The organism is Roseibium sp. (genome assembly GCF_965216085.1).
GTDB lineage: Bacteria > Pseudomonadota > Alphaproteobacteria > Rhizobiales > Stappiaceae > Roseibium.
This window is the reverse complement of sequence record NZ_OZ244138.1, coordinates 2,592,042-2,615,241: the sequence shown is the minus strand read 5'-3', so window position 1 is coordinate 2,615,241 and position 23,200 is coordinate 2,592,042. Positions and strand designations below refer to the sequence as shown.

At 53.0% G+C, this 23,200-nt stretch carries 23 protein-coding genes and 1 tRNA gene; 9 read left to right on the top strand and 15 right to left on the bottom strand.

Annotation, left to right across the window (positions count from 1 at the left end):
• Positions 1-20: 20 nt before the first annotated feature.
• A complete protein-coding gene (locus tag ACOOFE_RS12230; RefSeq protein ID WP_420415173.1) occupies positions 21-1,361 on the bottom strand; it encodes a protoglobin domain-containing protein in 1,341 nt (446 codons plus the stop codon).
• Positions 1,362-1,602: 241 nt separating this feature from the next.
• The gene (locus ACOOFE_RS12225) at positions 1,603-2,409 is read right to left on the bottom strand and encodes an HD domain-containing protein (RefSeq protein WP_420415172.1); all 807 of its coding nucleotides are present in this window, start codon (positions 2,407-2,409) and stop codon (positions 1,603-1,605) included.
• A gap of 77 nt (positions 2,410-2,486) precedes the next feature.
• On the opposite strand from ACOOFE_RS12225, the gene ACOOFE_RS12220 reads away from it, so the two are divergent.
• Positions 2,487-3,098, top strand: coding sequence for a TetR/AcrR family transcriptional regulator (locus ACOOFE_RS12220; protein ID WP_420415171.1), 612 nt, complete (start codon positions 2,487-2,489; stop codon positions 3,096-3,098).
• Between the two features lie 76 nt (positions 3,099-3,174).
• On the opposite strand, the gene ACOOFE_RS12215 is transcribed toward ACOOFE_RS12220, so the two are convergent.
• From ACOOFE_RS12215 to ACOOFE_RS12195, 5 genes are all read right to left on the bottom strand, one after another.
• Positions 3,175-3,978 carry an amino acid ABC transporter ATP-binding protein gene (locus ACOOFE_RS12215; RefSeq protein WP_141186628.1) on the bottom strand — a complete coding sequence of 268 codons (804 nt, stop codon included), beginning with the start codon at positions 3,976-3,978 and terminating at the stop codon, positions 3,175-3,177.
• Between the two features lie 71 nt (positions 3,979-4,049).
• Entirely contained in the window at positions 4,050-5,201 is a 1,152-nt protein-coding gene (locus ACOOFE_RS12210; protein WP_420415170.1) for an amino acid ABC transporter permease, read from the bottom strand.
• Positions 5,202-5,211: 10 nt separating this feature from the next.
• Positions 5,212-6,429, bottom strand: a complete 1,218-nt coding sequence (locus ACOOFE_RS12205) for an amino acid ABC transporter permease (RefSeq protein WP_141186626.1) — start codon at positions 6,427-6,429, stop codon at positions 5,212-5,214.
• 238 nt (positions 6,430-6,667) lie between these two features.
• Positions 6,668-7,684 (bottom strand): amino acid ABC transporter substrate-binding protein, encoded by a 1,017-nt coding sequence (locus tag ACOOFE_RS12200; protein ID WP_420415169.1) that lies wholly within the window; start codon positions 7,682-7,684, stop codon positions 6,668-6,670.
• Positions 7,685-8,094: 410 nt separating this feature from the next.
• Positions 8,095-9,111, bottom strand: coding sequence for an amino acid ABC transporter substrate-binding protein (locus tag ACOOFE_RS12195; protein WP_420415168.1), 1,017 nt, complete (start codon positions 9,109-9,111; stop codon positions 8,095-8,097).
• A 239-nt stretch (positions 9,112-9,350) separates the two neighbouring features.
• On the opposite strand from ACOOFE_RS12195, the gene metC reads away from it, so the two are divergent.
• Together metC and ACOOFE_RS12185 are read left to right on the top strand one after the other, a co-directional pair.
• Positions 9,351-10,529, top strand: coding sequence for a cystathionine beta-lyase (metC, locus tag ACOOFE_RS12190; protein WP_420415167.1), 1,179 nt, complete (start codon positions 9,351-9,353; stop codon positions 10,527-10,529).
• 101 nt (positions 10,530-10,630) lie between these two features.
• Positions 10,631-11,470, top strand: coding sequence for a PhzF family phenazine biosynthesis protein (locus ACOOFE_RS12185; RefSeq protein WP_420415166.1), 840 nt, complete (start codon positions 10,631-10,633; stop codon positions 11,468-11,470).
• A gap of 40 nt (positions 11,471-11,510) precedes the next feature.
• On the opposite strand, the gene ACOOFE_RS12180 is transcribed toward ACOOFE_RS12185, so the two are convergent.
• From ACOOFE_RS12180 to ACOOFE_RS12165, 4 genes are all read right to left on the bottom strand, one after another.
• Positions 11,511-11,825, bottom strand: coding sequence for a lipid-A-disaccharide synthase N-terminal domain-containing protein (locus ACOOFE_RS12180; protein ID WP_420415572.1), 315 nt, complete (start codon positions 11,823-11,825; stop codon positions 11,511-11,513).
• Positions 11,826-11,890: 65 nt separating this feature from the next.
• Positions 11,891-12,652, bottom strand: coding sequence for a glycosyltransferase family 2 protein (locus tag ACOOFE_RS12175; RefSeq protein WP_141186621.1), 762 nt, complete (start codon positions 12,650-12,652; stop codon positions 11,891-11,893).
• Positions 12,653-12,656: 4 nt separating this feature from the next.
• Positions 12,657-13,553: a phosphatase PAP2 family protein gene (locus ACOOFE_RS12170; protein WP_420415165.1), complete on the bottom strand. Its 897-nt coding sequence runs from the start codon at positions 13,551-13,553 to the stop codon at positions 12,657-12,659.
• Entirely contained in the window at positions 13,540-15,327 is a 1,788-nt protein-coding gene (locus ACOOFE_RS12165; protein ID WP_420415164.1) for an ArnT family glycosyltransferase, read from the bottom strand. The genes ACOOFE_RS12170 and ACOOFE_RS12165 overlap by 14 nt, the downstream gene beginning before the upstream one ends.
• A 168-nt stretch (positions 15,328-15,495) precedes the next feature.
• Between ACOOFE_RS12165 and ACOOFE_RS12160 the strand changes: the two genes are divergently transcribed.
• Both ACOOFE_RS12160 and ACOOFE_RS12155 read left to right on the top strand, forming a co-directional pair.
• Complete coding sequence (locus ACOOFE_RS12160) at positions 15,496-16,332, top strand: phosphodiesterase (protein WP_420415163.1); 837 nt, start codon at positions 15,496-15,498, stop codon at positions 16,330-16,332.
• Positions 16,333-16,899, top strand: a complete 567-nt coding sequence (locus tag ACOOFE_RS12155) for a CAP domain-containing protein (protein WP_420415162.1) — start codon at positions 16,333-16,335, stop codon at positions 16,897-16,899.
• A 21-nt stretch (positions 16,900-16,920) separates the two neighbouring features.
• Here ACOOFE_RS12155 and ACOOFE_RS12150 read toward each other — a convergent pair whose 3' ends face one another.
• The gene (locus tag ACOOFE_RS12150; RefSeq protein WP_420415571.1) at positions 16,921-17,970 is read right to left on the bottom strand and encodes a YcaO-like family protein; all 1,050 of its coding nucleotides are present in this window, start codon (positions 17,968-17,970) and stop codon (positions 16,921-16,923) included.
• A gap of 596 nt (positions 17,971-18,566) precedes the next feature.
• Between ACOOFE_RS12150 and ACOOFE_RS12145 the strand changes: the two genes are divergently transcribed.
• Both ACOOFE_RS12145 and ACOOFE_RS12140 read left to right on the top strand, forming a co-directional pair.
• Positions 18,567-18,857: a hypothetical protein gene (locus ACOOFE_RS12145; protein ID WP_420415161.1), complete on the top strand. Its 291-nt coding sequence runs from the start codon at positions 18,567-18,569 to the stop codon at positions 18,855-18,857.
• Positions 18,858-18,936: 79 nt separating this feature from the next.
• Positions 18,937-19,215: a hypothetical protein gene (locus tag ACOOFE_RS12140; RefSeq protein ID WP_420415160.1), complete on the top strand. Its 279-nt coding sequence runs from the start codon at positions 18,937-18,939 to the stop codon at positions 19,213-19,215.
• Position 19,216: 1 nt separating this feature from the next.
• Here the strand turns inward: ACOOFE_RS12140 and ACOOFE_RS12135 are convergent, their stop codons facing one another.
• Positions 19,217-21,202, bottom strand: coding sequence for a BTAD domain-containing putative transcriptional regulator (locus tag ACOOFE_RS12135; RefSeq protein WP_420415159.1), 1,986 nt, complete (start codon positions 21,200-21,202; stop codon positions 19,217-19,219).
• A 221-nt stretch (positions 21,203-21,423) separates the two neighbouring features.
• On the opposite strand from ACOOFE_RS12135, the gene ACOOFE_RS12130 reads away from it, so the two are divergent.
• Positions 21,424-21,678 carry a hypothetical protein gene (locus ACOOFE_RS12130; protein ID WP_420415158.1) on the top strand — a complete coding sequence of 85 codons (255 nt, stop codon included), beginning with the start codon at positions 21,424-21,426 and terminating at the stop codon, positions 21,676-21,678.
• A gap of 329 nt (positions 21,679-22,007) precedes the next feature.
• Here the strand turns inward: ACOOFE_RS12130 and ACOOFE_RS12125 are convergent.
• Positions 22,008-22,084 (bottom strand) — tRNA-Arg (locus ACOOFE_RS12125).
• Positions 22,085-22,196: 112 nt separating this feature from the next.
• Positions 22,197-22,502 carry an ETC complex I subunit gene (locus ACOOFE_RS12120; RefSeq protein WP_141186612.1) on the bottom strand — a complete coding sequence of 102 codons (306 nt, stop codon included), beginning with the start codon at positions 22,500-22,502 and terminating at the stop codon, positions 22,197-22,199.
• Positions 22,503-22,933: 431 nt separating this feature from the next.
• On the opposite strand from ACOOFE_RS12120, the gene ACOOFE_RS12115 reads away from it, so the two are divergent.
• On the top strand, positions 22,934-23,182 hold the full coding sequence (locus ACOOFE_RS12115; protein ID WP_420415157.1) for a hypothetical protein: 249 nt from the start codon (positions 22,934-22,936) through the stop codon (positions 23,180-23,182).
• Positions 23,183-23,200 lie beyond the last annotated feature (18 nt).

Sequence of the window (23,200 nt, the reverse complement as noted above, 5' to 3'; positions counted from 1 at the left end):
ACGGATAATTTTCGGATATGTTAGGTTCCGGTTTTCAATGTTTCAAAAAAGTCTTTGATGTGATCGGAGATGCTGTCAACGCTCTGGTTCATTTCGCCGGCGGCAGACTGGAAAGTATTTGCAGCGTCGTGGGTCGCATTAACCGCGTCCCCAACTCCGCGAATATTTTCCTCCAAGGATTGCGCCCCTGAGGCAACAACATTTACGCTTTGGGAAATCTCTTGGGTCGCTGCCCCCTGCTCTTCTACGGCGCCAGCGATGGATGTTGTCATTTCATCCAATTGTTTGATCACATCGGAAATGGACGCGATGGATTGGACGGCCCGTTCTGTCGTCTGTTGAATTTCTCCAACTTGCTGACTGATTTCTTCCGTCGCCTTGGCGGTTTGTCCAGCCAAGGTTTTGACTTCATTGGCGACGACAGCAAATCCCTTTCCAGATTCCCCTGCCCGCGCAGCCTCAATTGTGGCGTTGAGCGCCAAAAGGTTGGTTTGCTCAGCAATCGCCTGGATCAAGCCGACCACATCACCGATTTTCTGGGCTGCCCCGGCCAAGCTGCTGACGTGAACACTGGATTGTTCTGTGCCTTCAGAGGCTTCTGTTGCAATCCGCGCAGCGCCAATCACCTGCTCTGAAAGTTCCCGTATAGAGCCGGACAGTTCTTCGGTGGCGGCTGCAACTGTTTGAACGCTTGAATTGGATTCGGCAGAATAAGTCTGTGCATTACTTATTTGCTCCAGGGCGCCTTCTGACATGGATGACAGATTCCTGGATTCCGATGAAACAATAGCAGCGCCTTTGTCGACCTCCGCAAGCGGCCCCTCAACATGTGTTCTGAAGGTCTCGATCGATTGATTGAGGCGCTTGGCCTGTTCCGCACGTTCCAGAAGCAATTGCTCTTCATAGGTGGAAATTGCCAGGTCCATATCCAGCATGACTGCGGCAGTCACATGTTCGAGGGTCTTCCCGAGATCCCTCATCGATCTGCGGTATTTCTTGACTAGGAATTTGTTAAGGCGAACAAGGACAAATTTATATCCCGCAATATACCATTTCGGCTCCAGGCCGATCCGGCAGTGGACATGACCAATTGCATTGATGCTGCGCTGATAGTCTTCATCAAAACCGCTTGTGAAAAGTTTCTCCCAATGAGTTTTTTGAGCATTCACCAATCGCGATTGCTGGGCGCCGACCAAATTGGCCAGTTCGGGAACCTTTCCCACATGCGCGTAAAAGTCAGACAGCAAGCCATCCAGAGCTGGCTGAATGACTGGCCAAATTTCCTGCAATGCTGAAATTGTGCGGTTATCAATTTCGGCGAATTCCAACCGTTTCTGAAAATCTGATTGTAACAAATTCATTGGAGCGCCCTCACTTTACGTTAGGGCAATTGGCCACCTCATGATGAACATTTCCTAAATATACAACCTGATTACATTTTTTACCTAAGTACTTCTTCCCAGCAGAACTTCCTTCATTGCAAAAAAGAACAGGATGACGAAATACAACTAGAAACTGATTCGCGACCAATCAACCAGCCCCCCGTAAAGCCCTCTAAACAGCAAACGTCCGGTCATGAATTTTGCAGTTTTTAGTCCCCGGTTATCTAGGGCTTTGCTGCAGGGATAGTGGCTGAGCCGCGTGTTTTTCGTTCCGGTTCAAACGGATAAGAAAATCACCGCGTGTGTTTTTTAAGTGATGGCCCGGCCAGATCTCCAAACCGTTCAACAAGTCGCCTTTGGGGTGGTGCGCCAATATGGCCCGGCGGGTGTCCCGGGCGACCCGTTTGCTTCCCAAACCAAAGACATCGCACATGGCTCCACGGCTTAAAAGGTGTGCTTCGACGCCATGAACACGGTCTGAAACATATCCATTGAGATGCAATGCGATCGCATCGCCGATTTTTCTCGTCTTGGCCGGATCATGCCCTTTTGAAATCAAATGCGCTTTTCCCCGTTCCGCACCATGAACAGCAAAACAACAGGTGCACGGATGGACCGGCCGATCCTTTGCCATTCCTAGATCATGAAGAATCGCCGCTGAAAACAGTATCTCCCGGTCGATTTCCAACCCCCGATAACCGCCCAAAAGCATGCCCCAATAGTAAGTCCGCCAACTATGCTGGAAAATCTCTTCGCCAAGCACTTCATCGGCAAAAACGAGGCTATCGGTGACCAAACCAGTTGTCGGCGGCAGTAGCCCCTCCAAATCCGCACCATAGGCCTTCATCAGCCCAAGCTTGCTGGCCAGTACATCCAACCCTTGCAGCCCCGCCATCTTTCCCATGTTTCCTAAAACACCGAGCTTTTCATAAGTGGTGAGGCGGCCGTGGCTATAGGCGCCAGTCCGCGTCCCCCAGGCCAGCGATCCCAATGCCGGTTTTTTCTCAATCTCGTCAAACATTGTCATGACATCATCCCTTTTTCTTTTTGTACCGTATCGCATATAAATAGACAGGTCGAGCTTTTTATGCGAAGTGGTATAAAATGACAGAAAGCGCCAAACGCGGCCGACCGCGCACATTTGATGAAGACAAAACGCTGGATCAAATCCTGCAGGTGTTTTGGAAAAACGGGTATTCGGCAACCAGTCTTGATCAGATTGCTGCTGAAACCGGCCTGAACCGGCCGAGCCTTTATTCCGCCTTCGGCTCAAAAAAAGACATGTTCATGAAGGTGGTCACGCGGTTTGCGGACAAGATGGAAGCGCATTTGCGGGACGCTGCACTCGCCGAAAAAGGCGCCAAACCACAACTCAAAGCAATCTTCAGTGCCGCCATCGACCTTTACACCGGGCACACTGATATCGCCGGCGCGCGATATGGATGTTTTGCTATCTCCACTCTTCCGACCGAAATCCTGCAGGACAAAGATTTCAAGGACGCGCTGGAAGCTGTCATTCTTCGAATGGACACCCAATTCGGCCAGCTTATCCACTATCACGGCAAAGGTAATATCAGCGAAGCAGCAGCGTTCGAGGCCGGTCAAATACTGGCCATGGTGATCCACGGAATTTCGATCCGGGCACGTATGGGGGAAGATCCGGAAACGCTGAAGATGCTTGCTGGCAGTGCGGTCGATAAACTGGTGCCAGTCTAATAATTTTCTAAGAAAAAAGCCCCAGACAAACGTCCGGGGCTTCTTGTTTTTGGAACGCCAAACAAGGTGGCTGAGATCAGTGATGCAGGATCTGGCTCAAGAAAAGCTTCGTCCGCTCGTGTTGCGGGTTGGTGAAGAACTCTTCCGGCTCGTTCTGCTCAACAATTTGGCCGGCATCCATAAAGATAACCCGGTTGGCTACTTTACGGGCAAAACCCATTTCGTGGGTCACACAAAGCATTGTCATGCCTTCTTCGGCAAGACCAACCATCACGTCGAGCACTTCCTTGATCATTTCCGGATCGAGCGCCGATGTCGGCTCATCGAACAACATGATCTTCGGGTTCATGCAGAGTGACCGGGCGATCGCCACGCGCTGCTGCTGACCACCAGACAGCTGGCCCGGGTACTTCAGCGCCTGTTCCGGGATCTTGACCCGCTCCAGGTAGTGCATCGCGATCTCTTCGGCTTCCTTCTTCGGCATCTTACGCACCCAGATCGGCGCCAAGGTGCAATTTTCCAGGATCGTCAGATGCGGGAACAGGTTGAAGTGCTGGAAGCACATTCCGACTTCACGGCGGATTTCGTCGATCTTCTTCAGATCGTCGGTTAGTTCAGTGCCTTCAACGATGATGTTGCCGGCCTGGTGCTCTTCCAGACGGTTGATGCAACGGATCATCGTTGATTTGCCGGAACCGGACGGGCCACAGATAACAATCCGCTCTCCGCTCATCACGCGCAGATTGATGTCGCGCAGGACGTGAAAGTCGCCGTACCACTTGTTCATGTCTTTGATTTCGATCGCGACGTCCGTGTCCGAAACCTTCATTTTCGAGCGGTCAGCGGCCAGCTCTTCCGCATTTACTGCATTTTCACTCATGAGTATCTCTCCAGAAATTTCGATCCGCAGGGCGCAGCGTCTGATCGCGCGCCCTGCACTTTGTTCAGTGTCTAGCGTTTGTGCCCTGTGTGCAGCCTCTTCTCCATGTAGATGGAGTATCGCGACATGCCGAAGCAGAAGACGAAAAAGATTATCGCTGCAAAAAGATAACCGGTGTGGCCCTGGCTTGGTGTCGACCAGGTCGGATCCGTAAAGGACGACTGGATTTGGCCAAGGAGGTCAAACATACCGACGATCAACACAAGGGTCGTGTCTTTGAACAGACCGATAAAGGTGTTGACGATCCCAGGGATCACCAGCTTCAACGCTTGCGGCAGAATGATCAGATACATCATCGGCCAGAACCGAAGTCCGAGCGCCATCGCACCTTCGTATTGCCCCTTCGGAATCGCCTGAAGGCCACCACGGACGACCTCAGCCATATAGGCAGCTGAGAACAGCGTCACACCGATCAGAACCCGGAGAAGCTTATCGAAGGTCACGCCTTCCGGCAGGAACAACGGCAGCATCACTGAGGACATGAACAAAACCGTGATGAGCGGTACACCACGCCAGAACTCGATAAAAATGATCGAGACCAGCTTGATGATCGGCATTTTAGACCGTCGTCCAAGGGCCAGCGCAATACCGAGCGGCAAGGACGCCACGATACCTGTCACTGCGATCACCAGCGTTACTAGCAGACCACCCCATTGAGCAGTTTCAACGATCGGCCAGATCACCGAATCCCCAATGACCAGACCGGTCAGAAGGAAATAGGCAACGATCGGGAAAACGACGAGAAACAGGACCGCGTTGATCTTCTTGAACGGTGCACTTGGAATTGCCAAAGGCACGAGCAGAAGCGCAAACAGTGCATAGACGATATCGACCCTATACCGTTCCTCGACCGGATACCGGCCATAGATGAACTGCGGAAGATACGCTTCAACATAGGCCCAGCAAGCCCCGCTATGCCCACCATCTGACGGAAGGCAGGCCTCCCGATTTTCACCGCTCCAGACCGCGTCCACAAACGCGAACTGAATGAACGGGGTAATCAGGGAATAGGCTATGTAGATACCGACCAGGGTCAGAAGCGTGTTACCTATGGATGAGAACAAGTTCTGCCGCATCCATCCAATCACACCAGTGGTGGAAACCGGCGCCGGCAGAAGCGGCGCCTCTTCAGTTCTTATTTGGAACAACTGTGAATTTGACATGCCGCTCTCCTTACCGTTCCACGAGCGCCATGCGCTGGTTGTACCAGTTCATGAATGCTGAAGTGATCAAGCTGAGCGACAGATAGACCGCCATCCAGATGGCGATGATTTCAATCGCCTGACCAGTTTGGTTGAGAACCGTACCGCCGACGGACACCAGATCCGGGAAGGCAATAGCAACGGCAAGTGATGAGTTCTTCGTCAAGTTCAAGTACTGACTGGTCAGCGGCGGAATAATCACGCGCATTGCCTGCGGGATGACCACCAGACGCAGCGTCGGTGCGTTGCGAAGACCAAGTGCATGAGACGCTTCAGTTTGGCCATGGCTGACCGCCTGAATACCTGCTCGAACGATTTCCGCGATGAAGGCCGCCGTGTAAATAGCCAGCGCCGCTGTCAGAGCCAGGAACTCTGGAATAAGGTTGAAACCGACACCCAATTCGAAACCACGCCGCAAAATCGGACCGGTTTCAATAAAGTTCGGATGCTCCAGATACATCGGCATTCCGGTGACCAGATAGGTGAGTACCGGCAAGCCGATAATCAGACCAAGGCCAGTCCAGAAGACTGGGAACTGCTGACCCGTTTCATCTTGGCGCTTGTGCGCCCACTTTGAAACGACAACTGAAGCCACGATACCAACTATCAAGGCGACGCCGATCCATCCAGAACCCGGTTCCCAAATCGGCCTCGGCATGCGAAGGCCTGCGATGTTGAGGTGAAAAGTGTCGAAGAAGAAAGACCACTTTTCCCGCTTGCCCGGCACAGCGCGCAAAACCGCAAAATACCAGAAGAAGATCTGCAACAGCAGTGGGATGTTCCGGACCAGTTCAACGTAACAATACGCGATCCGGGAAATGACCCAGTTGTTCGACAGCCGGGCGATCCCGACAACGAACCCGATGATTGTTGCAAAGAAGATACCAACGACGGCCACCAGCAGTGTGTTGAGGAAGCCGACAAAAACCGCTTGTCCGTAGGACGATGTTTCCGAGTAGGAAACCAGCGATTGGATGATGCCGAAACCGGCTGTGTTTTCAAGAAAGCCCCAACCGGAGGCAATGTTTTGCCGCTCCAGGTTGGCTATCGTGTTCGTGACTATGAAGTATCCGAAGAGAACCAATGTTCCAATCAGGAGCACCTGATAGAACAGCCCCCGCACTTTCGGATCATTCACCAGCGAGGCACGCGCAGGTGCCCCAGCCGAGTCTTGCTCCAAGACTGACATAGAACCTCGCCCAAGTTATCACGCCCGGCATCTCTGGCCCTTGATATGGCCTCACCGTGGACGTGGCGTAGACCTCTTTCTTCGATAACGCTCTTGAAAGAGCGTTCCCCTATCGGCAGAAAGCAGGTGTGTTCCCCACGCATGTCCGGATGTTTTCCGGTTATATCTGCGTAGAATTTATTGAGGGTTCCGGCAGCCATGCCGCCGGAACCCCAGAAATCCTCAATTCATAAGAGGATTAGCGGACCGGCGGTGCGTACAGGAAACCACCGTTCGACCACAGTGCGTTCACACCGCGGGAGATGCCGAGCGGAGTGTCCGGACCAACGTTCGCATTGAAGGTTTCTTCGTAGTTACCAACGTTCTTGATGATGTTGTATGCCCAGTCGTTGCCAAGGCCGATTGCCTCACCAAAGGCACCTTCAACACCCAGAAGACGCTTGATGGACGGGTTGTCGGAACCCTTCATTTCGTCAACGTTTGCAGATGTAACGCCCATTTCTTCAGCGTTGATCATCGCGTTGAGAGTCCACTTAGCGATGTTGAACCACTCATCATCACCCTGACGGACAACCGGGCCAAGCGGCTCTTTGGAAATGATTTCCGGCAGAACCATGTGGTCGCCCGGGTTGGTCAGCTTCAGGCGCTGAGCGTACAGACCGGAAGCGTCCGTGGTGTAAACGTCACAACGACCAGCGTCATATGCAGCGACAACTTCGTCAGCCTTTTCGAAAGCGACGATTTCGTACGGCATGTTGTTGGCACGGAAGTAGTCAGCAACGTTCAGCTCTGTGGTTGTACCAGTGTTGGTGCAAACAGATGCGCCGGACAGTTCCAGAGCGGACGTGACACCAAGATCCTTACGAACCATGAAGCCCTGACCGTCGTAGTAGTTGACGCCAGCAAAGTTCAGACCCAACTGGGTGTCACGAGACATGGTCCAGGTTGTGTTACGGGACAGAACGTCGACTTCGCCGGACTGCAGAGCAGTGAAACGCTCTTTAGCGGACAGCGGAGTGAATTTAACGGCAGACGCGTCGCCAAAAACTGCTGCGGCCATCGCGCGGCAGAGATCAACGTCGAGACCAGTCCAGTTCCCCTGAGCATCCGGGTTTGAGAAGCCCGGCAGACCTTGGCTCACACCACACTGGATGGAACCCTTTGCCTTGACGTCTTCCAGCGTCGTCGCACCAGCAGCTGTCGCAGCGACACCCATAGCGGCGCCGAGTACGAGCGGAAGGATTTTATTAGACATGGATATGCAGCCTTTATTTGTTACCCATACTTTATATTTAGTCGGGTCGGGTTGGGCAGACATCCTCTTCACCCCCCAAACAGGGTGAATACCAGCCGTCAAGGCCAGTTCCTCCGGAAATCGTCCCCCCGATCCAACGCTCTCCATACGATGGCATTTAGGAGTTCGGGTCAAGTACTTGCTGGCGTTATCTCGATAAATTTCTCGGTCGAAAGTAGGATTACGGTTACCATGGCTGCACAAAACGCGAACATGTCTAGTTTCGGCGCAGCGGCTGCCCATTAGGTAATCACCCCAACGTCAAGTAAGACGAGTACCGTAGAGGAACTTCTCTCGAGGGCTGCTGATAAAAATCCGGCGCTCGGATCAACCAAGCGCCGGATAAGAGACAAATATGGGTATCGGCAGGCCTAGCGAACCGGCGGGGCATAAAGAATGCCCCCATCTGTCCAGGAGGCGTTGAGCCCGCGCTCAATACCCAGCGGTGTGTCGACACCAACGTTCCGGGCAAAGACCTCACCATAGTTGCCAATAGAGCCGATGATGCGGACGGCCCAGTCCTTGTTGAGGCCAAGCGCCTCACCGAAATTGCTTTCGATTCCAAGAAGACGCTTCACAGCTGGATTATCAGACCCTTTCATCTCCTCAACGTTGGCTTGGGTCACACCCAGTTCCTCAGCATTGATCAGAACGTTCAAAGTCCACTTGGCAATGTTAAACCATTGATCGTCGCCCTGGCGGACAACAGGACCGAGCGGCTCTTTCGAAATGACTTCCGGCAGAATCATATGGTCAGACGGGTTGGTCAGCTTCAACCGATTGGCATGCAGGCCGGATTTGTCGGTCGTATAAACGTCGCAGCGGCCGGCATCATAGGCCGCTGTCACCTCGTCATTCTTTTCAAAGGCGACAACTTCGTATTCCATTTTGTTGACACGGAAAAAGTCGGCGACATTCAATTCGGTGGTCGTACCGGTGGCAGTACAAACCGAAGCCCCAGCCAATTCCATGGCCGATGTAATCCCAAGCTCCTTTCGCACCATCATCGCCTGGCCGTCGTAATACATAACGCCTGCGAAGTTCGCGCCGAGATTGGTATCCCTGGACATTGTCCAGGTGGTGGTCCGCGAAAGCAGATCGATTTCACCGGACTGTAGGGCCGTGAAGCGCTCCGGTGACGACAGCGGGCGGAATTTAACAGCTTCCGGATCGCCCAAGACCGCGGCCGCGACAGCGCGGCAATAATCTACATCCAGGCCGCTCCAGTTGCCTTCATTGTCCGGATTGGAAAAACCCGGGTTGCCCTGGCTGACACCGCAGGTGAAAAAACCGTTTGCCTTTACATCGTCCAGAGTAGACGCTGCGGCTGGTCCAGAAAAACCGCCTACGGTGGCGGCAAGCAAAATGCTTTTGATAAGGTTGGTCATCAGTATAGTCCTCCTGAGGCGCGAAATACCGCCCGCCACACCGGAGAAATCAAAGGACCATTGCGATAATTCCCTAATACCAATGAAAAAAACACTTGGGAAAAATGGCAATTCGAAGCAGATTTTCCACCGTACACAAATGCTGCCTAGACATGTTGGCTTTGCTGGGTAAAACCCAGTGAACCGCTGTCTCTAACCGGCCCCAAAATTCACACGCCCCGTCTCACGAGCAGGACACTATGAAAAACAATACTTCCAAATCGGAAACAAAACTCGATACGAAGCTGGCGCATGCAGGACGGGATCCGGCGAACTTCCACGGCTTCGTCAATCCGCCGGTTGTTCATGCTTCAACCGTTCTTTATCCAGACAGCCAAACGCTTGTTACCGGCAGTCAGAAATACTCCTATGCAAGGCGCGGCAATCCGACGACGGATTCCCTAGAAGATGCCTTGAAGGAGATCGAAGGTGCTGCGGGCGTAAAACTCGCGAACTCCGGGCTGAATGCGATCTCTCTGGCGATCCTGTCCTGCGTTAAAGCGGGCGACCATATTCTGATTGCTGATACTGCTTACGGCCCGACCCGTCATTTTGCCGACACTGTGCTGCCCGGCCTGAATGTCGAGGTCGAGTATTATGACCCCGCCTTAGGCGCTGGCGTCAAATCTCTGTACAAACCGAACACAACTGCAGTGTTTACTGAAGCACCGGGATCTCTCACCTTCGAAATGATGGATGTTCCGGCTGTTGCGGCAACGGCCCATGAGATCGGCGCGACTGTTCTGATGGACAACACGTGGGCCAGCCCGCTCTATTGCCAACCATTGTCTTTTGGTGTCGATTTGTCGATCCAGGCCGGCACTAAATATATCGTCGGACATTCTGACGTCATGCTCGGGACAATCGCGGCAAGTGAGAAGGCCTGGGACAATCTTCACAAGCTGCACGGTGCCATGGGCAGCCATGTTGCCCCAGATGATGTTTATCTCGGACTGCGCGGTCTCAGAACTCTGTCGGTACGCCTGGAACGGCATGAAAAAAACACGGCCACTGTCTTGAATTGGCTAAAAGATCAGCCTGCCGTTGGCGCGTTGCGGTATCCGGCGCTGGAGAGCGATCCCGGTTACGAGATTTGGAAACGGGACTTTTCCGGGGCGTCCGGCCTCTGTGGTTTTGACTTCACTAAGGGAACGACAGAAGCACAAGCCCACGCGTTCCTGGACGCCCTCACTTTGTTCGGCCTCGGTTATTCCTGGGGCGGTTTTGAAAGCTTGGCCATTCCGGTTCGTTTGAAAGGTATGCGCTCAGCAACACCAATCGATCCGGATCTCCACGCCATCCGGCTTCACATCGGGCTGGAAGACCCGGAAGACCTCATCAAGGATCTTGAGCAAGCTCTGGATAAGGCGTTCAAATAAGTGATCAATACCATGAACAAATTTCATGGTTTGACCGTCTTGCGATCAATAAAACTTGTTACAAAATGGTGGGGACCAATTCGAACTCAAAGGTTCCCACCATGGACATTCAACGTATCTCAGCATTTTCCGACGGCCAGCAAGGCGGCAATCCGGCCGGCGTCTTGATAAGCGACGCACATCCGTCCGTAGATGACATGCGCGCGATTGCCGCCGATGTCGGCTTTTCCGAAACCGCCTTTGCCATGCCTGATGGCGACAGTGCTTGGCGCGTCCGCTATTTCTCCCCGCAATCCGAAGTGCCGTTCTGTGGTCATGCCACGATCGCTTTAGGATCCGCCCTTACCAGCCAGTTTGGCGAAGGCGTTTACAAACTGATTTTGAACGAAGCCGAAATCACAGTCGAAGGCGCAGCATCCGGTGAGCTTTATCAAGCGGCACTGCAATCTCCGCCAACACGGAGCGAAAAATCCCCGGCAGAGGTCTTGAACAAGGTCCTGGACCTTTTTGGATATTTAGCAGATCAGATTGATCCGCGGATCCCACCGGCAATCGTTCACGGTGGTGCAGATCACTTTGCATTGACTCTCACCTCCCGCCAGGCCGTTGCGGACATGACGTACGATCAAGAAGCCGGCCGCAAACTGATGGAAGAATATGGCTGGGTAACCATCCTGATTGGCTATAGCGAAACGCCGCAGCTCTTTCATACGCGCAATGCGTTTGCGTCCGGAGGTGTTTATGAGGATCCTGCAACGGGGGCAGCCAGCGCGGCCTATGCGGGGTATTTGCGGGATATCGATTGGCCGCACGGCGGTAAGATCGAAATCAATCAAGGCGTCGACATGGGGCTGCCTAGCCGGATCACCGCCGAAATCTCAAGTGAAAAAGGAAGTTCTATCCGGGTATCCGGCTCGGCCCGAGTGATGGATGCTGGTTAAGTCGACCCGATGCTCCGCAAAACGGCAAAAAGAGGCGCGATCAGATGGTTGGATCGCGCCGCTTTTCTTTAAAAATCAGCCACAAGTTCCGGAAGTAAATCAGCAGCCCAAGCCCCTGCCCGGCAATAAACACCGGATCTTGACGCTGGATGGCATAAATCAACAAAAGCGTTCCTCCAGCGACGGAGAAGAACCAAAAGGCGACCGGAACAATCGACCGGCCAACCCGTTCAGATGCCACCCACTGAATCACAAAACGCATCATGAACATGGCCTGCGCGAAGAAGCCAAGGATGATCCAAAAATCAAATTGTTCGATGAAGACTGCGTAAAGCCAGTCGTATAGGGCAGCCATGTCAGGTTCGTTCCAGTCGTTGACGCGCATGTTGGGGTCTAGTGCGCGGGAAATGTGGCGGCAATTTAGGTCAGAGGGCGGACTTCTGGAATTTTCTTCCTACGGCGGCGCAACCACCAAACGCCAAAGAGATCCAGCACACCGATCAAAGCTCGGTCAAAGATGCCGTATTTTGATGTCCCGTGACGGCGTTGCCGATCCTGCACATCAATATGCACGACACCGTATCCTTCGCGGATCACCAGGGCCGGTAAGAAGCGGTGCCAGCTGTCAAAATAGGGCAGCTGCAGGAAGATCTCACGACGCAGCGCTTTTAGGCCGCAACCACTGTCCCTTGTATTGTCTTTTAGGATGGCACCGCGCAACTTGTTGGCAAATCTCGATGCATACCGTTTGCCAAGGCTTGCCTTACGTCCAAGGCGCTGGCCCGCGGCCAAGGCTGCCGATGGTCCGGCCGCGTCCAAGGCATCGATCAGCTTTGGGATATATGCCGGATTGTTCTCACCATCACCGTCAATCGTTGCGACATAATCTCCGCGCGCATGCTGAAGCCCGGTGCGGACCGCGCAGCTTTGACCGCAAGACTTCTCATGCCGCACTGGACGCAACCAGTCATGGGTCGCGGCATAATCTTGCAGGACAATGTCCGTACCATCTGTGGACCCGTCGTCGATGACAATAACTTCGAAGGTCCGGCCAGTCAGTGCCTCTTCAATTTCATCAAGCAGGATCGGCAGGTTTTGCGCTTCGTCTTTCGCCGGTACCACCACGGTCACCGCGATCGTTCCCTTGGTGGCGGTCAGCGCCTCAAGATAGCTCTGTGTCATGAAATCAGTCAGCCTCACCCGTAACGGTCCGGCCCGGCACGATCCGGTCAGCGCCCCGCTGGCCGCGCAGCACTTGCCATACAGCCCGCGCGCTGGCCTTGGCCGACACATAAGTCATGTTTGGAACGATGTTGCCATTTTCCGCGATATGAAAACCAATGCGCCGCCGGGCCATGGCGCGTACGGTGAAGAATGTAAATGTGATGCCCAAGAGCGTTCCAGCGATCACATCACTCGGATAATGCGCCCCGGCCATAACCCGTGAAAACGCCAGCCAGAAGGCACTCACTACGATCAGCCAGCGGTAGGCCGGAAAAATGAAGTAGAGCGCAGTTGCCAGCGCCGCGACGGTCGTCGAATGCCCGGAGGGAAAGCTGGTGTATTTGCCGTTGAGCGCCAGAAAATCGAAATGGACCGGTCCGACCTCTTCATAGAGCTTTGGTCTGGCACGCCCAAGGCACCACTTGAGAACAAGAACCACGATTCCTGAGGCAGCAACGCTATAGAAAATGAAAGCGGCATAAGTGAAAACCGCGCCAATTGCCATCCGGATCCGGAAGGCATACCGGCCCCCATCCAACGCAAGCAGGAACAGGCATGGAATGCCGGTTGACACCAGGATCCAATCGGCTTTACCAAGGTCCGTGAACGAGCGGAACGCTATGCGGTATTCATTGGGCAGAGAGTTCAGCCACGGATACGTCGGCGCATCAAAGGCAACAACCGCAACCCCAACAGTGAGCAAAAGGACCGCAAGGATATCCTGAGGACGTTGTCCTGGGGGAAGAGACTTGCGCTGTGCTTCTCCCCGTTCCTCTCGATTTGAATACAGCAGCATCGCGCGGCGGGCGTTGCCACGCATGCGTTCCCAAATCCGCTTCATCCGACTACTGCTGCTCATCGCCGCCTTGTGTGTTTGTTCCACTAACGGCAGCTTGATAAAGCGCGATATCGACATCATCGCCGCCGTTGATATTCAGGCCCTCTACCCTTTTTCGCACCTCTGGTACAAGACCAATCTCTTTGGCTGATGCCAAAAACGCCTCTTCGTGCCGGCTTTCAATGGCCGCAATCCGGCAGCTGCCAGCACCAACTGCGCTCTCGTCCGCCAGGAATTTCGCAGCCCCCTCCGCCGGAATGATTCTGGTGTCCGTACCTTCCAGGAAAATGAAGCTCGGCTCATGGAAACCGGTTGTTGCCACTTGCCTGGCTTCTTGATTGGCACAGCCCGGGATCTCGTCCATGGCTGCGACCAACCGCGGGCTTACCCAAATTGTGGTCAATGCCGGCCCCGAAAAGCCCCAAACGCCAATCGCAATTGCAATGGCAGTCAGTGCTGTTGGCGGCAGAGCATAAAGCGCAGGGCCGCGCAAAAGCCGGGTAGCAGCTACAACAGCAAAAACGGCGCCTATTGCGGTGACGATCGCCCCAGGCGGCGACGGCCAAGTTCCAAGAACAAATGGCCCAGCGAATGCGCCAACCGCAATGCCGATAGCCGGGACAGCGAACAGGATCGCCGCAGTCCACCGGACCCATTTCCGTGTTTCAGCGCCGGCCCCTTCGATCAAGGCCGCCGCAACTGGTAGTACCAAGGCCGGTAACAGCGGCATGGTGTAATGCGGCAGTTTGGTTGCGACCAATTCGAAGACGATCCAGCTCGGGAAGAACCAGCAAGCTGAGAAAACAACTAATGGACTTGCCCGCTCGCGCCAGATCACCGGCAGGGCGATCAGGAAAAAGGCTGGTAACGGCCAAAACACCCCAAACATGGCCCCAAGGTGTGTCAAAGGCGGCGCACCATGGCTTTCCTGTCCCGTCGAGACTTTGCCTAAAAGATCTTTGCCGATGGCCTCGGTAAAGAAGGTTCCATCGGTGGCAATCCAAATCGCCACAAACCAGGGCAACACCAGCAGAAAAAACCACAGCAGACCAAGAAGCGGGGATGCGGCTTTGAACCAGGCGATCTTCCGCCGTGAAATCATCAGTGACACAACCGTGAAACCGATCACCATCGGCCCGACCGGTCCTTTCACCAAAACGCTAGCTGCAAGCGCGGTCCAGAAGATCAGACCAAGCCCCCAGGCCCGTTTGTTTGCTTCCTTCAGCCAAATACGGGCCAGAGCACCTTGGGCGATAACAATCGTTGCAAACAAAGTGGCATCGGTTTTTGCAAGCCGGGCTTCAACCCCGAGAATGATGGACAGGCCAACAAATCCGGCAGCAACCAAAGCGCCGGCAGGTCCCATAAAGGCTCTGGCGAGCCAGAAGGTCGCCAGCACACACAAAACAGCGCCGATGAGAGACGGCAATCGATAAACCCATAGTGGAGCACTTGCATCATGCCCGGTCAGTTTCACCGCTGCGGCCTGTAGCCAATAGATCCCAACCGGTTTCTTGTGCCGGGCCGTTTCTTGAAACCGGATATCGACATAATCACCGGTTTCCAGCATTTGTTTTGTTGCTTGAGTAAACCGCGGTTCATCACGGTCGAGCGGTGGCACGGTCCATTGGCCTGGGACAAACAGCAAAAGCGATAGAGCCAGCAGCAACAGCGGAGCAGACAAGTCGTGGCCGAAAATGCGGAGCCAGATCGGTTTCTTCATTGCGGGCACAGGCTGTTCCGGGCTTGCTTCCGGCTGTATATCCTCGCCTTTTGCCTCTTGCATTTCTGCCATCGCAATTCAATTCCGCTATGATTGGGCTGTTCCAGATCGTGTCGGCCCCAAAGAACCTGTGTGCATCTCCTACATGAGCTTTCGGAAAAGGGAAACACTGCTTGCTCTCAATCTCTCCGAAGCTATCGTCAAAGACACGAATCCTGTCTGTATTCGGGGACTGTTTAGATGACTCTCGTTGCGCATATCACCGATTTGCACCTGCGCCCGCGCGGTCTGGCTTGTTACCGCGTCTCAGATACCAACATGTTTGCCGAACGGGCGATTGCCGCCTTGAATGCGCATGTTCCCAGGCCAGACGCAGTGATCCTGACAGGAGATCTCACCGACACCAGCGACCCGCGCGAATACGCGCTCGGCCGTCAGATCCTCTCCCGGCTGGACATGCCTGTTTATATGATCCCGGGAAACCATGATGGCACTGCTGATATGCGCCATGAAATGGCCGGTTATCCGGGTATGGACAGCGGCGTTGACGGCAAACTCTGTTACACGGCCGATATTGGCGATGTCCGGTTGATCGCTCTTGATACCAGCTTGCCCGGGCGGCCGGACGGTGCTCTTGGAGAAACGCAATTGTCCTGGCTGAATGAGCGCCTTGAAGAAGACAAACGCCCGACCCTGATCGCATTGCATCATCCGCCCGCCCTCAGCGGGATCAGTCATATGGACGCAATCGGCTTGACCGACGCTCCGGCCTTGGCTGAGGTCATTGGTCCCTTCGCTCACATTGACCGGCTGTTATGCGGCCATTTGCACCGGCCGATTATTGCCGGATTTGCAGGGAAAATTATGACGCTGGCGCCGAGCACTGCCCATCAGGTTGTCCTGGATCTGACCGAAAAAGGCCCAGCCTTGTTCAATTTCGAGCCGCCCGCCTTTTTTCTGCATCATCACTCGAAGACTGCGGGCACAGTCACTCATATGGCCTATGTGGAATCCTATCCAGGTCCGCACCATTTCTTTGCCGATGAAGGCGTGTCCTGGCCTGGCGAGGGATCCTAAATGTCAGCTATCCGGAACTACTTCGAGCCTGTCGCTTTACGCGGATCCCAACTCGCAGCCATGGCACTGTTGCTGATTGTTGCCGGGTGCGGCGCCATACCCGGCGGCCAAAGTGAGCTGGAAGACCGGCCGGTCCTGACTAACGTTCAGGTCAGCAGTTCCTCAATGCTCTCTATGATCAATGCGTATCGAAGCCAAAATGGCCTTCATAACCTGCAGCATGATCCGGCACTTGATGCCGTCTCTCAGGATATGGCACGCCATATTGCGCAGCGCGACAGTATGGACACGTGGCAGCACAGTGCTTTTGGACTGTCTCAACGCCTCGATAAAGCCAAGTATCCGAATTACGCCGCTGCGGAGAACCTTGGCGCAGGTTATTCCGACCTTCCTGCGGCTTTTCGAGGCTGGCAGGGCTCGGAAGGACATAACAAAAACCTGCTCAATCCTTATGTCACCCGCGTCGGCATTGCACGGACAAACCGCAGCAATGGGAAGTGGCGCAATTTTTGGGTGATGACCTTGGCCCGGCCTCAAGCCGATGGCCGTCCCACACCGGTCAACTAACGGCTGGTACCTCGAGAACCCTTAAAACGGAAACGGCCGCGCGGCGAACTCAGCCTCCTCTGCCGGTGTTTTCCGTAAGCCTCTTTCCACAACACCATTGAAGAGCCGGGGTTTTCCAAACCGCGGCTGCCAGGTACACAACTCCGGCGAAAACAGTTTGATGCAAGGCACCTTCAGATCTGGTCGCGTCGCGTTGAACTCCCAAACTTTGATGTCTTTTTGCTCCAAGGCAGCCAACATCTGCTCATAGGAGTAAGTTTCGTCATCCAAATTGGTATCACTGGAGCTTTCCTGCCCCATCGGCCAATCGGCAACAATTGAACCGGTCCGGGCATACCGCAGCGCACCGGGCTGTGCAGTCTGATCAGCTGATTGTGCCTCCGGATAGGCCTGCCCCATCATCTCCAATGAGTTTTCCGCCTGAAGCATCTCACAAAGCGCGCTCAAAAGCGCTGACGGCAGATCCCAATTTGCGGATGCCCCAAAGGCCGCCATTTTTCCATCCTCGACGTGCGAAACCGCAGCAACAACATGGACCGGTAAATCGGTTTGAACGCGGGTCACAGACCAGGCACGTGACCTCCCAGACAGGAAATTCTGAAGGTCAATCGGAATTTTTTTTGACAAAACCCCTTCTGAAAGCCGAGTTATCCCCAGGCGGTTGTACCAGGCTTGAGCGACCGCGTCGCGCTCAATGAGCTCAAGCAGCGCCCGTTCACGAGCCCCCTTAATATCGCGCCACACTGCACATCCTACAGTTGAGGCAAGGCCAATTCCGTCGCTAAAATTCAAATCCGGCTCATCAAATAACGCAGTATACGCCGGCAAATATGTCTCTTTCTGATGGCTTAATTCCGTCAGAAAAACACGGCGATCACTGATTTTATCCCAGGCAATCGTACAACCTCCGCAATTGCTGATCAGCCCCGGTCTTTTATCCGCAAATTGAACAAGTTGAGACGGACTAAAACCAATCAGCGGCGCAAAATCCATTTCAGGCACTGCGGCATTTTTTAGTACAACTCTGGGATCATTCTCCCCCAGCGAGTATAGACAAAGCCGCTCCACCATTTCCCCAATACAACCAACCGCTGCAGCAATCTTGTCACCACCTTGGCCGCCAGCAGGAAATGCCCTGATATCGCCGCCCTCGCCCGACCCCGCCCCCTTCGGCAATTTGAGTATGCCGGTGCAAAAATGGATGGGACATCCCGGAATAGAAACCGGCACCAGGCGAACATCAAACCTTTGTAATACTGGCATAAACAACTCGAGCGCATTCGCCGCCATCGTACTGGCCGCCATCAAGGCACTGTTGTTTTTAACTAGGAGACCAATCCGAACCAGGTCCTCACAAGCCTGGGGCTGCAGTCCATTCATTCAAAACATCCTTTTTTGTGAAATTGCTCACTGAAGATCTCCAATAATCAACTCAAGTATACAATTCCGCTACGGGACTCATCTTCGAATTGCACCTAGATAGAAATAATGAATTGCCATTGTGATAACACCGCCATTTTGATTACATCGATGTCAAGCAAGGGGGCGACAAGAGAAAAACCACCCACAAGTTTTACTTTTACTTAATCCCCCTTGCTTTCTGAAAGGTTATTATTAATTTTTCAGATTTTTGGACAAAAATGCAACCCGTTTTATGGAGTCTTAGTATGCACACGCTCACAACTACTGACCGTGACCTGGAACTTGGCGCGAAACTCGGCGAAATCATCCAAGATTCCACTGAGCGTGCCCGGTTTGCCGAAAAGCCGGAAGAAACGCTCTCCAGCTTTGGTCTTGCAACAGATATGAAAATCTATGCCGACACGGCTGACAAGGTTCATCTGGTTATCCCGGCGAAGGTTGACGAAGCCCGCATCGCTGCTGGTGACGAAACCTACTTCGAAGAATTGGGCCGCCTGGCACTGGCAAGCTGCCACTATGAGGAAATGCCGGACTAATCGGATAACCAGGATCGCGTGTCTAACCGGGGCCCCCGCCCCGGCTGGACAATCTCACTTCTAGAATGGAACTTCGATCATGGCCCGGTTTCCCTACTATCAAAAAAATATTGTAGCACTCGGCAAATTGCTTGCTAATGCGCGCATTGATGAACGTTGCCGGACCCGATTGAAGCATGATCCGGCCTCTGAACTCCGGAAAATCGGATTACCGGAAAATGTTCTGCATTTAATGGCATTCGAAATTGTGGATGCCGAAAGCAGCAAGGTTACCGTATTACCATATAAGCTGAACCAATCCCGACTTGATGAGAAAGACCCTGCCTATCTCGGGTCTCTTGCTCGGCAATTCTGTTAACTCATCCGAGGGAAGCTCTATCGCCAAAAAAATACCTTTTCACCAAATCAACACCTCTATCATAAGCAGCCCGCGTTTTTGGCTCCTGAAAGAAATTAATCCTACGCGCCCATTCCTCCGGGTCGCCTGTCCCAAGCCCGGCTTTATCAACCACTGCCGATAAACTATCGCTCTGTCGGCTCATTAGCTCCAAAGCTTCAGCTTCCTTACCAGCACAAACTAAGGCAGCAACGCGCGTAGTTAGTCCCACAACGCTCTTATATGACGCTCTTTCGATGATTTTGGCCGCAGTTTCAAAATCCTCCGATGCGAAAAACACCAAAGAATAGTATTCATAAAACACTCGAGGAACCGTTGTGAACAGGTTCATAGCCAGTTCGGCTTTTTCGCGCGCCATATCGACTTCACCAGCGAAAGCCAAACCTTCTGCAGCAGATATAAGATTTATCGGATCAACGCTGTTCAATCTGATTGCTTGCAAAAATGCACGTCGAGCCTGATCCGGCATATTCGATTGAATAAGCGCCCAACCATGGGCCCGTTGGTTGATCGGCTGCCAAGGATCAAGCATCACTGCGTGTTCACATAGCCCCAGAATTTCTTCCCAAGATAACCTGTTAGTTCTGTCCTCTACACGATAATGAAGTAGTTGTTTAATATTTACGAGGGCTTTGCCGGAATAGGACATAGAAAATGTGCTATGTCGACGCTCAAGTTCACTCAGGATTTGCAGTGCCTTCCGGTCCGAAATCGGGTCAAAATTAACCAAAAGCGCCTCAGCCTGGCACCATCTGGCAAAGGCAGAACTGTTCTGCGGATTGCGCAATTTTTTTGTTACGTACGTATGAATTCGTCCGATAGTATGGCTGGCGGCTGTTTGAATGCTATCCCATTCCTTAAGGTCAACTATTTCACTGAAAACAATGCGGCCCTCAGCCCGGTCTTCAAATTGGACCGATACCTTGCCGTTTCTTTCATTGTGCTGAAACCGAAGCAGGTAACTACCTGCTTGATCTCCTTGAATCAGAATCGGTTGTGGCCCTTCTGCATCACCAAAATATTCCCCGTGATAGAGATCAAATGCCCTATATGCGGACAGACCTCCTACGATTTCTTCCTTCAAATACATCCCATCATTTGTTGTCGTCTGATTAAGTTGACCGGAAATGATCGATATATGTGGGAAATGGACTACATTGTCCGAAGTCTGCGGATCAATGCCCAAAAACTCAGTTGATGGCCTGCGCCAAAAACCGGGATTTTGAGGTGTCTCAGTCTCGTCAGATGCAATCTGTTTTTCGGATACAGAAAGCTCCGTGAGCAATTCTCGGGTTTCTTCCTCCGGAACTTCGTCCAGTTCCTTCAATTCCCGCTCACAAGTTTTAAACTGCTGCTCGGCCCGCTCCCGTTGGCCCTGTCTGAGGTAAAAACGGATCAAGGCCCGGTGGGCAGGTTCAAAAGCGGGATCCATGTGCAAAAGAAAATTCGCTGCCGCTTCGACGTGCTCTGCCCCGCTATCGATGACAGAGACATCCAGGTGTTTGAGCGTTGCATCAACCACCTCAGACCGGATTCTTTCGCGCTCAATCTGCAGCCATTCGGTGAACTGCGGGTCGATATCGTCATAGCCGACCATAAACTCGCCGCGCCAAAGGGCCCGCGCTTCGTCAAAGCCCGCCGAATCGCCTGCGTCCAAGATTTTCAAAAGATGCTGGAGATCGGTCCGCAATTCGGCTTGATCCAGCTGAATATGCCCGGCTGTGGATATCACCACATCAAGCCCGGCTTGTTCTTCCGCAGTTTTGAGTTGTTTGAGCGCCTGGCGGAGCGACTGCATGCCTTTCTGCCGGACCGCACCACTCCATAAGAGATCCGCCACCGCCTCGCGGGACGCACTCAAATCACTGATCCGGCTCAAGTATCCCAAAATGGCAAGCGCCTTGCGGGTTTTCGCCGCGATCGGGTCTTGATTGTGCGCGATCAGCATGGGGCGCCCAAGTGACGCAAAATAGGGAACTTGTAGCGTCAAATTCCTGTTTCCCTCACCTACGTAACTTCTGACACGGGTGACACAACCCAGAATGAAGTCACGTATGAAATACACGAATACTTTATCACGCTCGTTTCACGCTTCAAGCTCATCATGCGTATTCGGAAGGATCTTCTGAGTGCGAATATCCTAAGACTGAAACACTGGTGGGTGGTATTATGTCTGAACTCTCCAACAAGACACCGGCAGCGGGCCTAGAACAGGAACCGGCCGTCGAAGCGATTAAACGTATGATACGATATACGCAAAAGGAAGCCGACAAGGACGGCCGCACCTTTTGCACTTACTTTTTGGACATGGCACTTCAATCATTAGAAGATGGATCTGAGGATCTGGACACGATCTTGAAGGCAAAAGTTACCCCGTTGATGGTCAATCAGCCAAAGGGAGACGTTGCCAAGATCAAAGCCTGACATTGTTGGCCGCGCGGCATTCTAACTCTTCCAGCCTTCCAAATGCGCGGCGTACTTTCTAGCTCCATCATATTGACCGGGATCAGTCGATCCCGGTTCTTTTTGCTTTCGACATGTGTTTTTGAAACGAAGCCACGGCTGTATACGGTAGAGCGCAATAGAAGTCGGCAGATCAAAAAACTGATTTATGCTCATGGGCGATCAAACAGCTCGCCCGAGCCGATTTCGTTTTCACCCTTTGCGGTTATGCAAATAAGGTGTTTTTCGCAGGACCGTCAGGCGTGAAAGAAAAAAATAATATCCATTTAATTCAATAAGATAAAGAAAATTGGCGACCCCGACAGGATTCGAACCTGTGACCATTCGCTTAGAAGGCGAGTGCTCTATCCAGCTGAGCTACGGGGCCGTGAGACCAGTTTCAACCAATTCTTTCTGCGCTATTGCGGGCGCTTCTGTCGATATCAGTTTTGACGTTTCAACAGGCAATTCATCAACGCCTATTCCCAGGAGACCCAGGGTCAGTGGGTCCAGGGGGCAAGCCGGTTGAACTTGAAGTTATCTGAATAGGCCGACCCGCGCACCTTGCGCGCCTGAGGTTTTTCTAAGCGATAGGCGATGCCTTGACGCTTGGCGTAAGCGACCGCCTCCTCCTGGCTTTCGAACACCAGTTTCACCTGCTGTTTCATGTCGGACGACGATGTATAGCCCATCAAGGGTTCAACCGATTTGGCGACCTCGGGCTCATAATCGAGAACCCAACGCTGGGTTTTGGCTTTTCCCGATTGCATAGCCGTCTTTGCCGGCTGGTAAATGCGCGCCACCATACGTTTGATCCTATCCAAACCCTGATCAATTCACTGTTTCAGGAATGCTTTTTCCCACCTTTGAGGCGGAAGTCAATATCCTTGTTAACGTGATACGCAACTGAGCGTTCGTGTCACGCATGTCCTGGATGAACACCTGAAGGTTCAAGCACCCAGCCCACAAGACGTACCGATTAATCGTGACGATCCGGTTTCCACAATCCATGTAACAACGCATTAACGGTAAAGCAGAAACCTTCGCAGACTTCGTATTCTGACGCATAGCCCGGAACCACAACCTGTGCTATCTAATCTTTTGGAGTTAGAATGTTACTTGTGCACTTTGCCGCAAAGTTCCGAATCCAGATACTCTGGTGAAACGGGACACAGGCAAAAATGGCGTCCGTATAAACGCAAAGCGTGCCCGGCCGCCCAACAAAGGAAGGCTGACTATGCAACATCACTTCCAAAACCTCTTTGGTGACTACGTTCCTGAACATATTTCCCCTGGTATCAAGGTCCCTCGCAGTACCAATCCGGACAGTTTGCGTGCGGACATCGACGCCGCCAACCTTACGGAAATGTGGAATATGATCCTGACACTTGATTATTCGGTGTCAGACGTCAGCGAATTACCTCCCGGCCAGCGCGACGAATTCTTAAACGTGATGTCGTTGTTGTTGTCGGCGTTCAATCGCTAACTTATTTTAAAGAAAGGC

Bases quoted from the DNA above. Each gene is read 5' to 3' on its own strand.
- ACOOFE_RS12115 (WP_420415157.1), top strand. From the start codon at position 22,934: ATGCAACATCACTTCCAAAACCTCTTTGGTGACTACGTTCCTGAACAT.
- ACOOFE_RS12140 (WP_420415160.1), top strand. From the start codon at position 18,937: ATGGCCCGGTTTCCCTACTATCAAAAAAATATTGTAGCACTCGGCAAA.
- ACOOFE_RS12205 (WP_141186626.1), bottom strand. From the start codon at position 6,429: ATGTCAGTCTTGGAGCAAGACTCGGCTGGGGCACCTGCGCGTGCCTCG.
- ACOOFE_RS12145 (WP_420415161.1), top strand. From the start codon at position 18,567: ATGCACACGCTCACAACTACTGACCGTGACCTGGAACTTGGCGCGAAA.
- ACOOFE_RS12215 (WP_141186628.1), bottom strand. From the start codon at position 3,978: ATGAGTGAAAATGCAGTAAATGCGGAAGAGCTGGCCGCTGACCGCTCG.
- ACOOFE_RS12225 (WP_420415172.1), bottom strand. From the start codon at position 2,409: ATGACAATGTTTGACGAGATTGAGAAAAAACCGGCATTGGGATCGCTG.
- ACOOFE_RS12175 (WP_141186621.1), bottom strand. From the start codon at position 12,652: ATGACACAGAGCTATCTTGAGGCGCTGACCGCCACCAAGGGAACGATC.
- ACOOFE_RS12130 (WP_420415158.1), top strand. From the start codon at position 21,424: ATGTCTGAACTCTCCAACAAGACACCGGCAGCGGGCCTAGAACAGGAA.
- ACOOFE_RS12160 (WP_420415163.1), top strand. From the start codon at position 15,496: ATGACTCTCGTTGCGCATATCACCGATTTGCACCTGCGCCCGCGCGGT.
- metC (WP_420415167.1), top strand. From the start codon at position 9,351: ATGAAAAACAATACTTCCAAATCGGAAACAAAACTCGATACGAAGCTG.
- ACOOFE_RS12135 (WP_420415159.1), bottom strand. From the start codon at position 21,202: ATGCTGATCGCGCACAATCAAGACCCGATCGCGGCGAAAACCCGCAAG.
- ACOOFE_RS12200 (WP_420415169.1), bottom strand. From the start codon at position 7,684: ATGTCTAATAAAATCCTTCCGCTCGTACTCGGCGCCGCTATGGGTGTC.
- ACOOFE_RS12185 (WP_420415166.1), top strand. From the start codon at position 10,631: ATGGACATTCAACGTATCTCAGCATTTTCCGACGGCCAGCAAGGCGGC.
- ACOOFE_RS12150 (WP_420415571.1), bottom strand. From the start codon at position 17,970: ATGGTGGAGCGGCTTTGTCTATACTCGCTGGGGGAGAATGATCCCAGA.
- ACOOFE_RS12195 (WP_420415168.1), bottom strand. From the start codon at position 9,111: ATGACCAACCTTATCAAAAGCATTTTGCTTGCCGCCACCGTAGGCGGT.
- ACOOFE_RS12210 (WP_420415170.1), bottom strand. From the start codon at position 5,201: ATGTCAAATTCACAGTTGTTCCAAATAAGAACTGAAGAGGCGCCGCTT.
- ACOOFE_RS12155 (WP_420415162.1), top strand. From the start codon at position 16,333: ATGTCAGCTATCCGGAACTACTTCGAGCCTGTCGCTTTACGCGGATCC.
- ACOOFE_RS12165 (WP_420415164.1), bottom strand. From the start codon at position 15,327: ATGGCAGAAATGCAAGAGGCAAAAGGCGAGGATATACAGCCGGAAGCA.
- ACOOFE_RS12120 (WP_141186612.1), bottom strand. From the start codon at position 22,502: ATGGTGGCGCGCATTTACCAGCCGGCAAAGACGGCTATGCAATCGGGA.
- ACOOFE_RS12230 (WP_420415173.1), bottom strand. From the start codon at position 1,361: ATGAATTTGTTACAATCAGATTTTCAGAAACGGTTGGAATTCGCCGAA.
- ACOOFE_RS12220 (WP_420415171.1), top strand. From the start codon at position 2,487: ATGACAGAAAGCGCCAAACGCGGCCGACCGCGCACATTTGATGAAGAC.
- ACOOFE_RS12180 (WP_420415572.1), bottom strand. From the start codon at position 11,825: ATGGCTGCCCTATACGACTGGCTTTACGCAGTCTTCATCGAACAATTT.
- ACOOFE_RS12170 (WP_420415165.1), bottom strand. From the start codon at position 13,553: ATGAGCAGCAGTAGTCGGATGAAGCGGATTTGGGAACGCATGCGTGGC.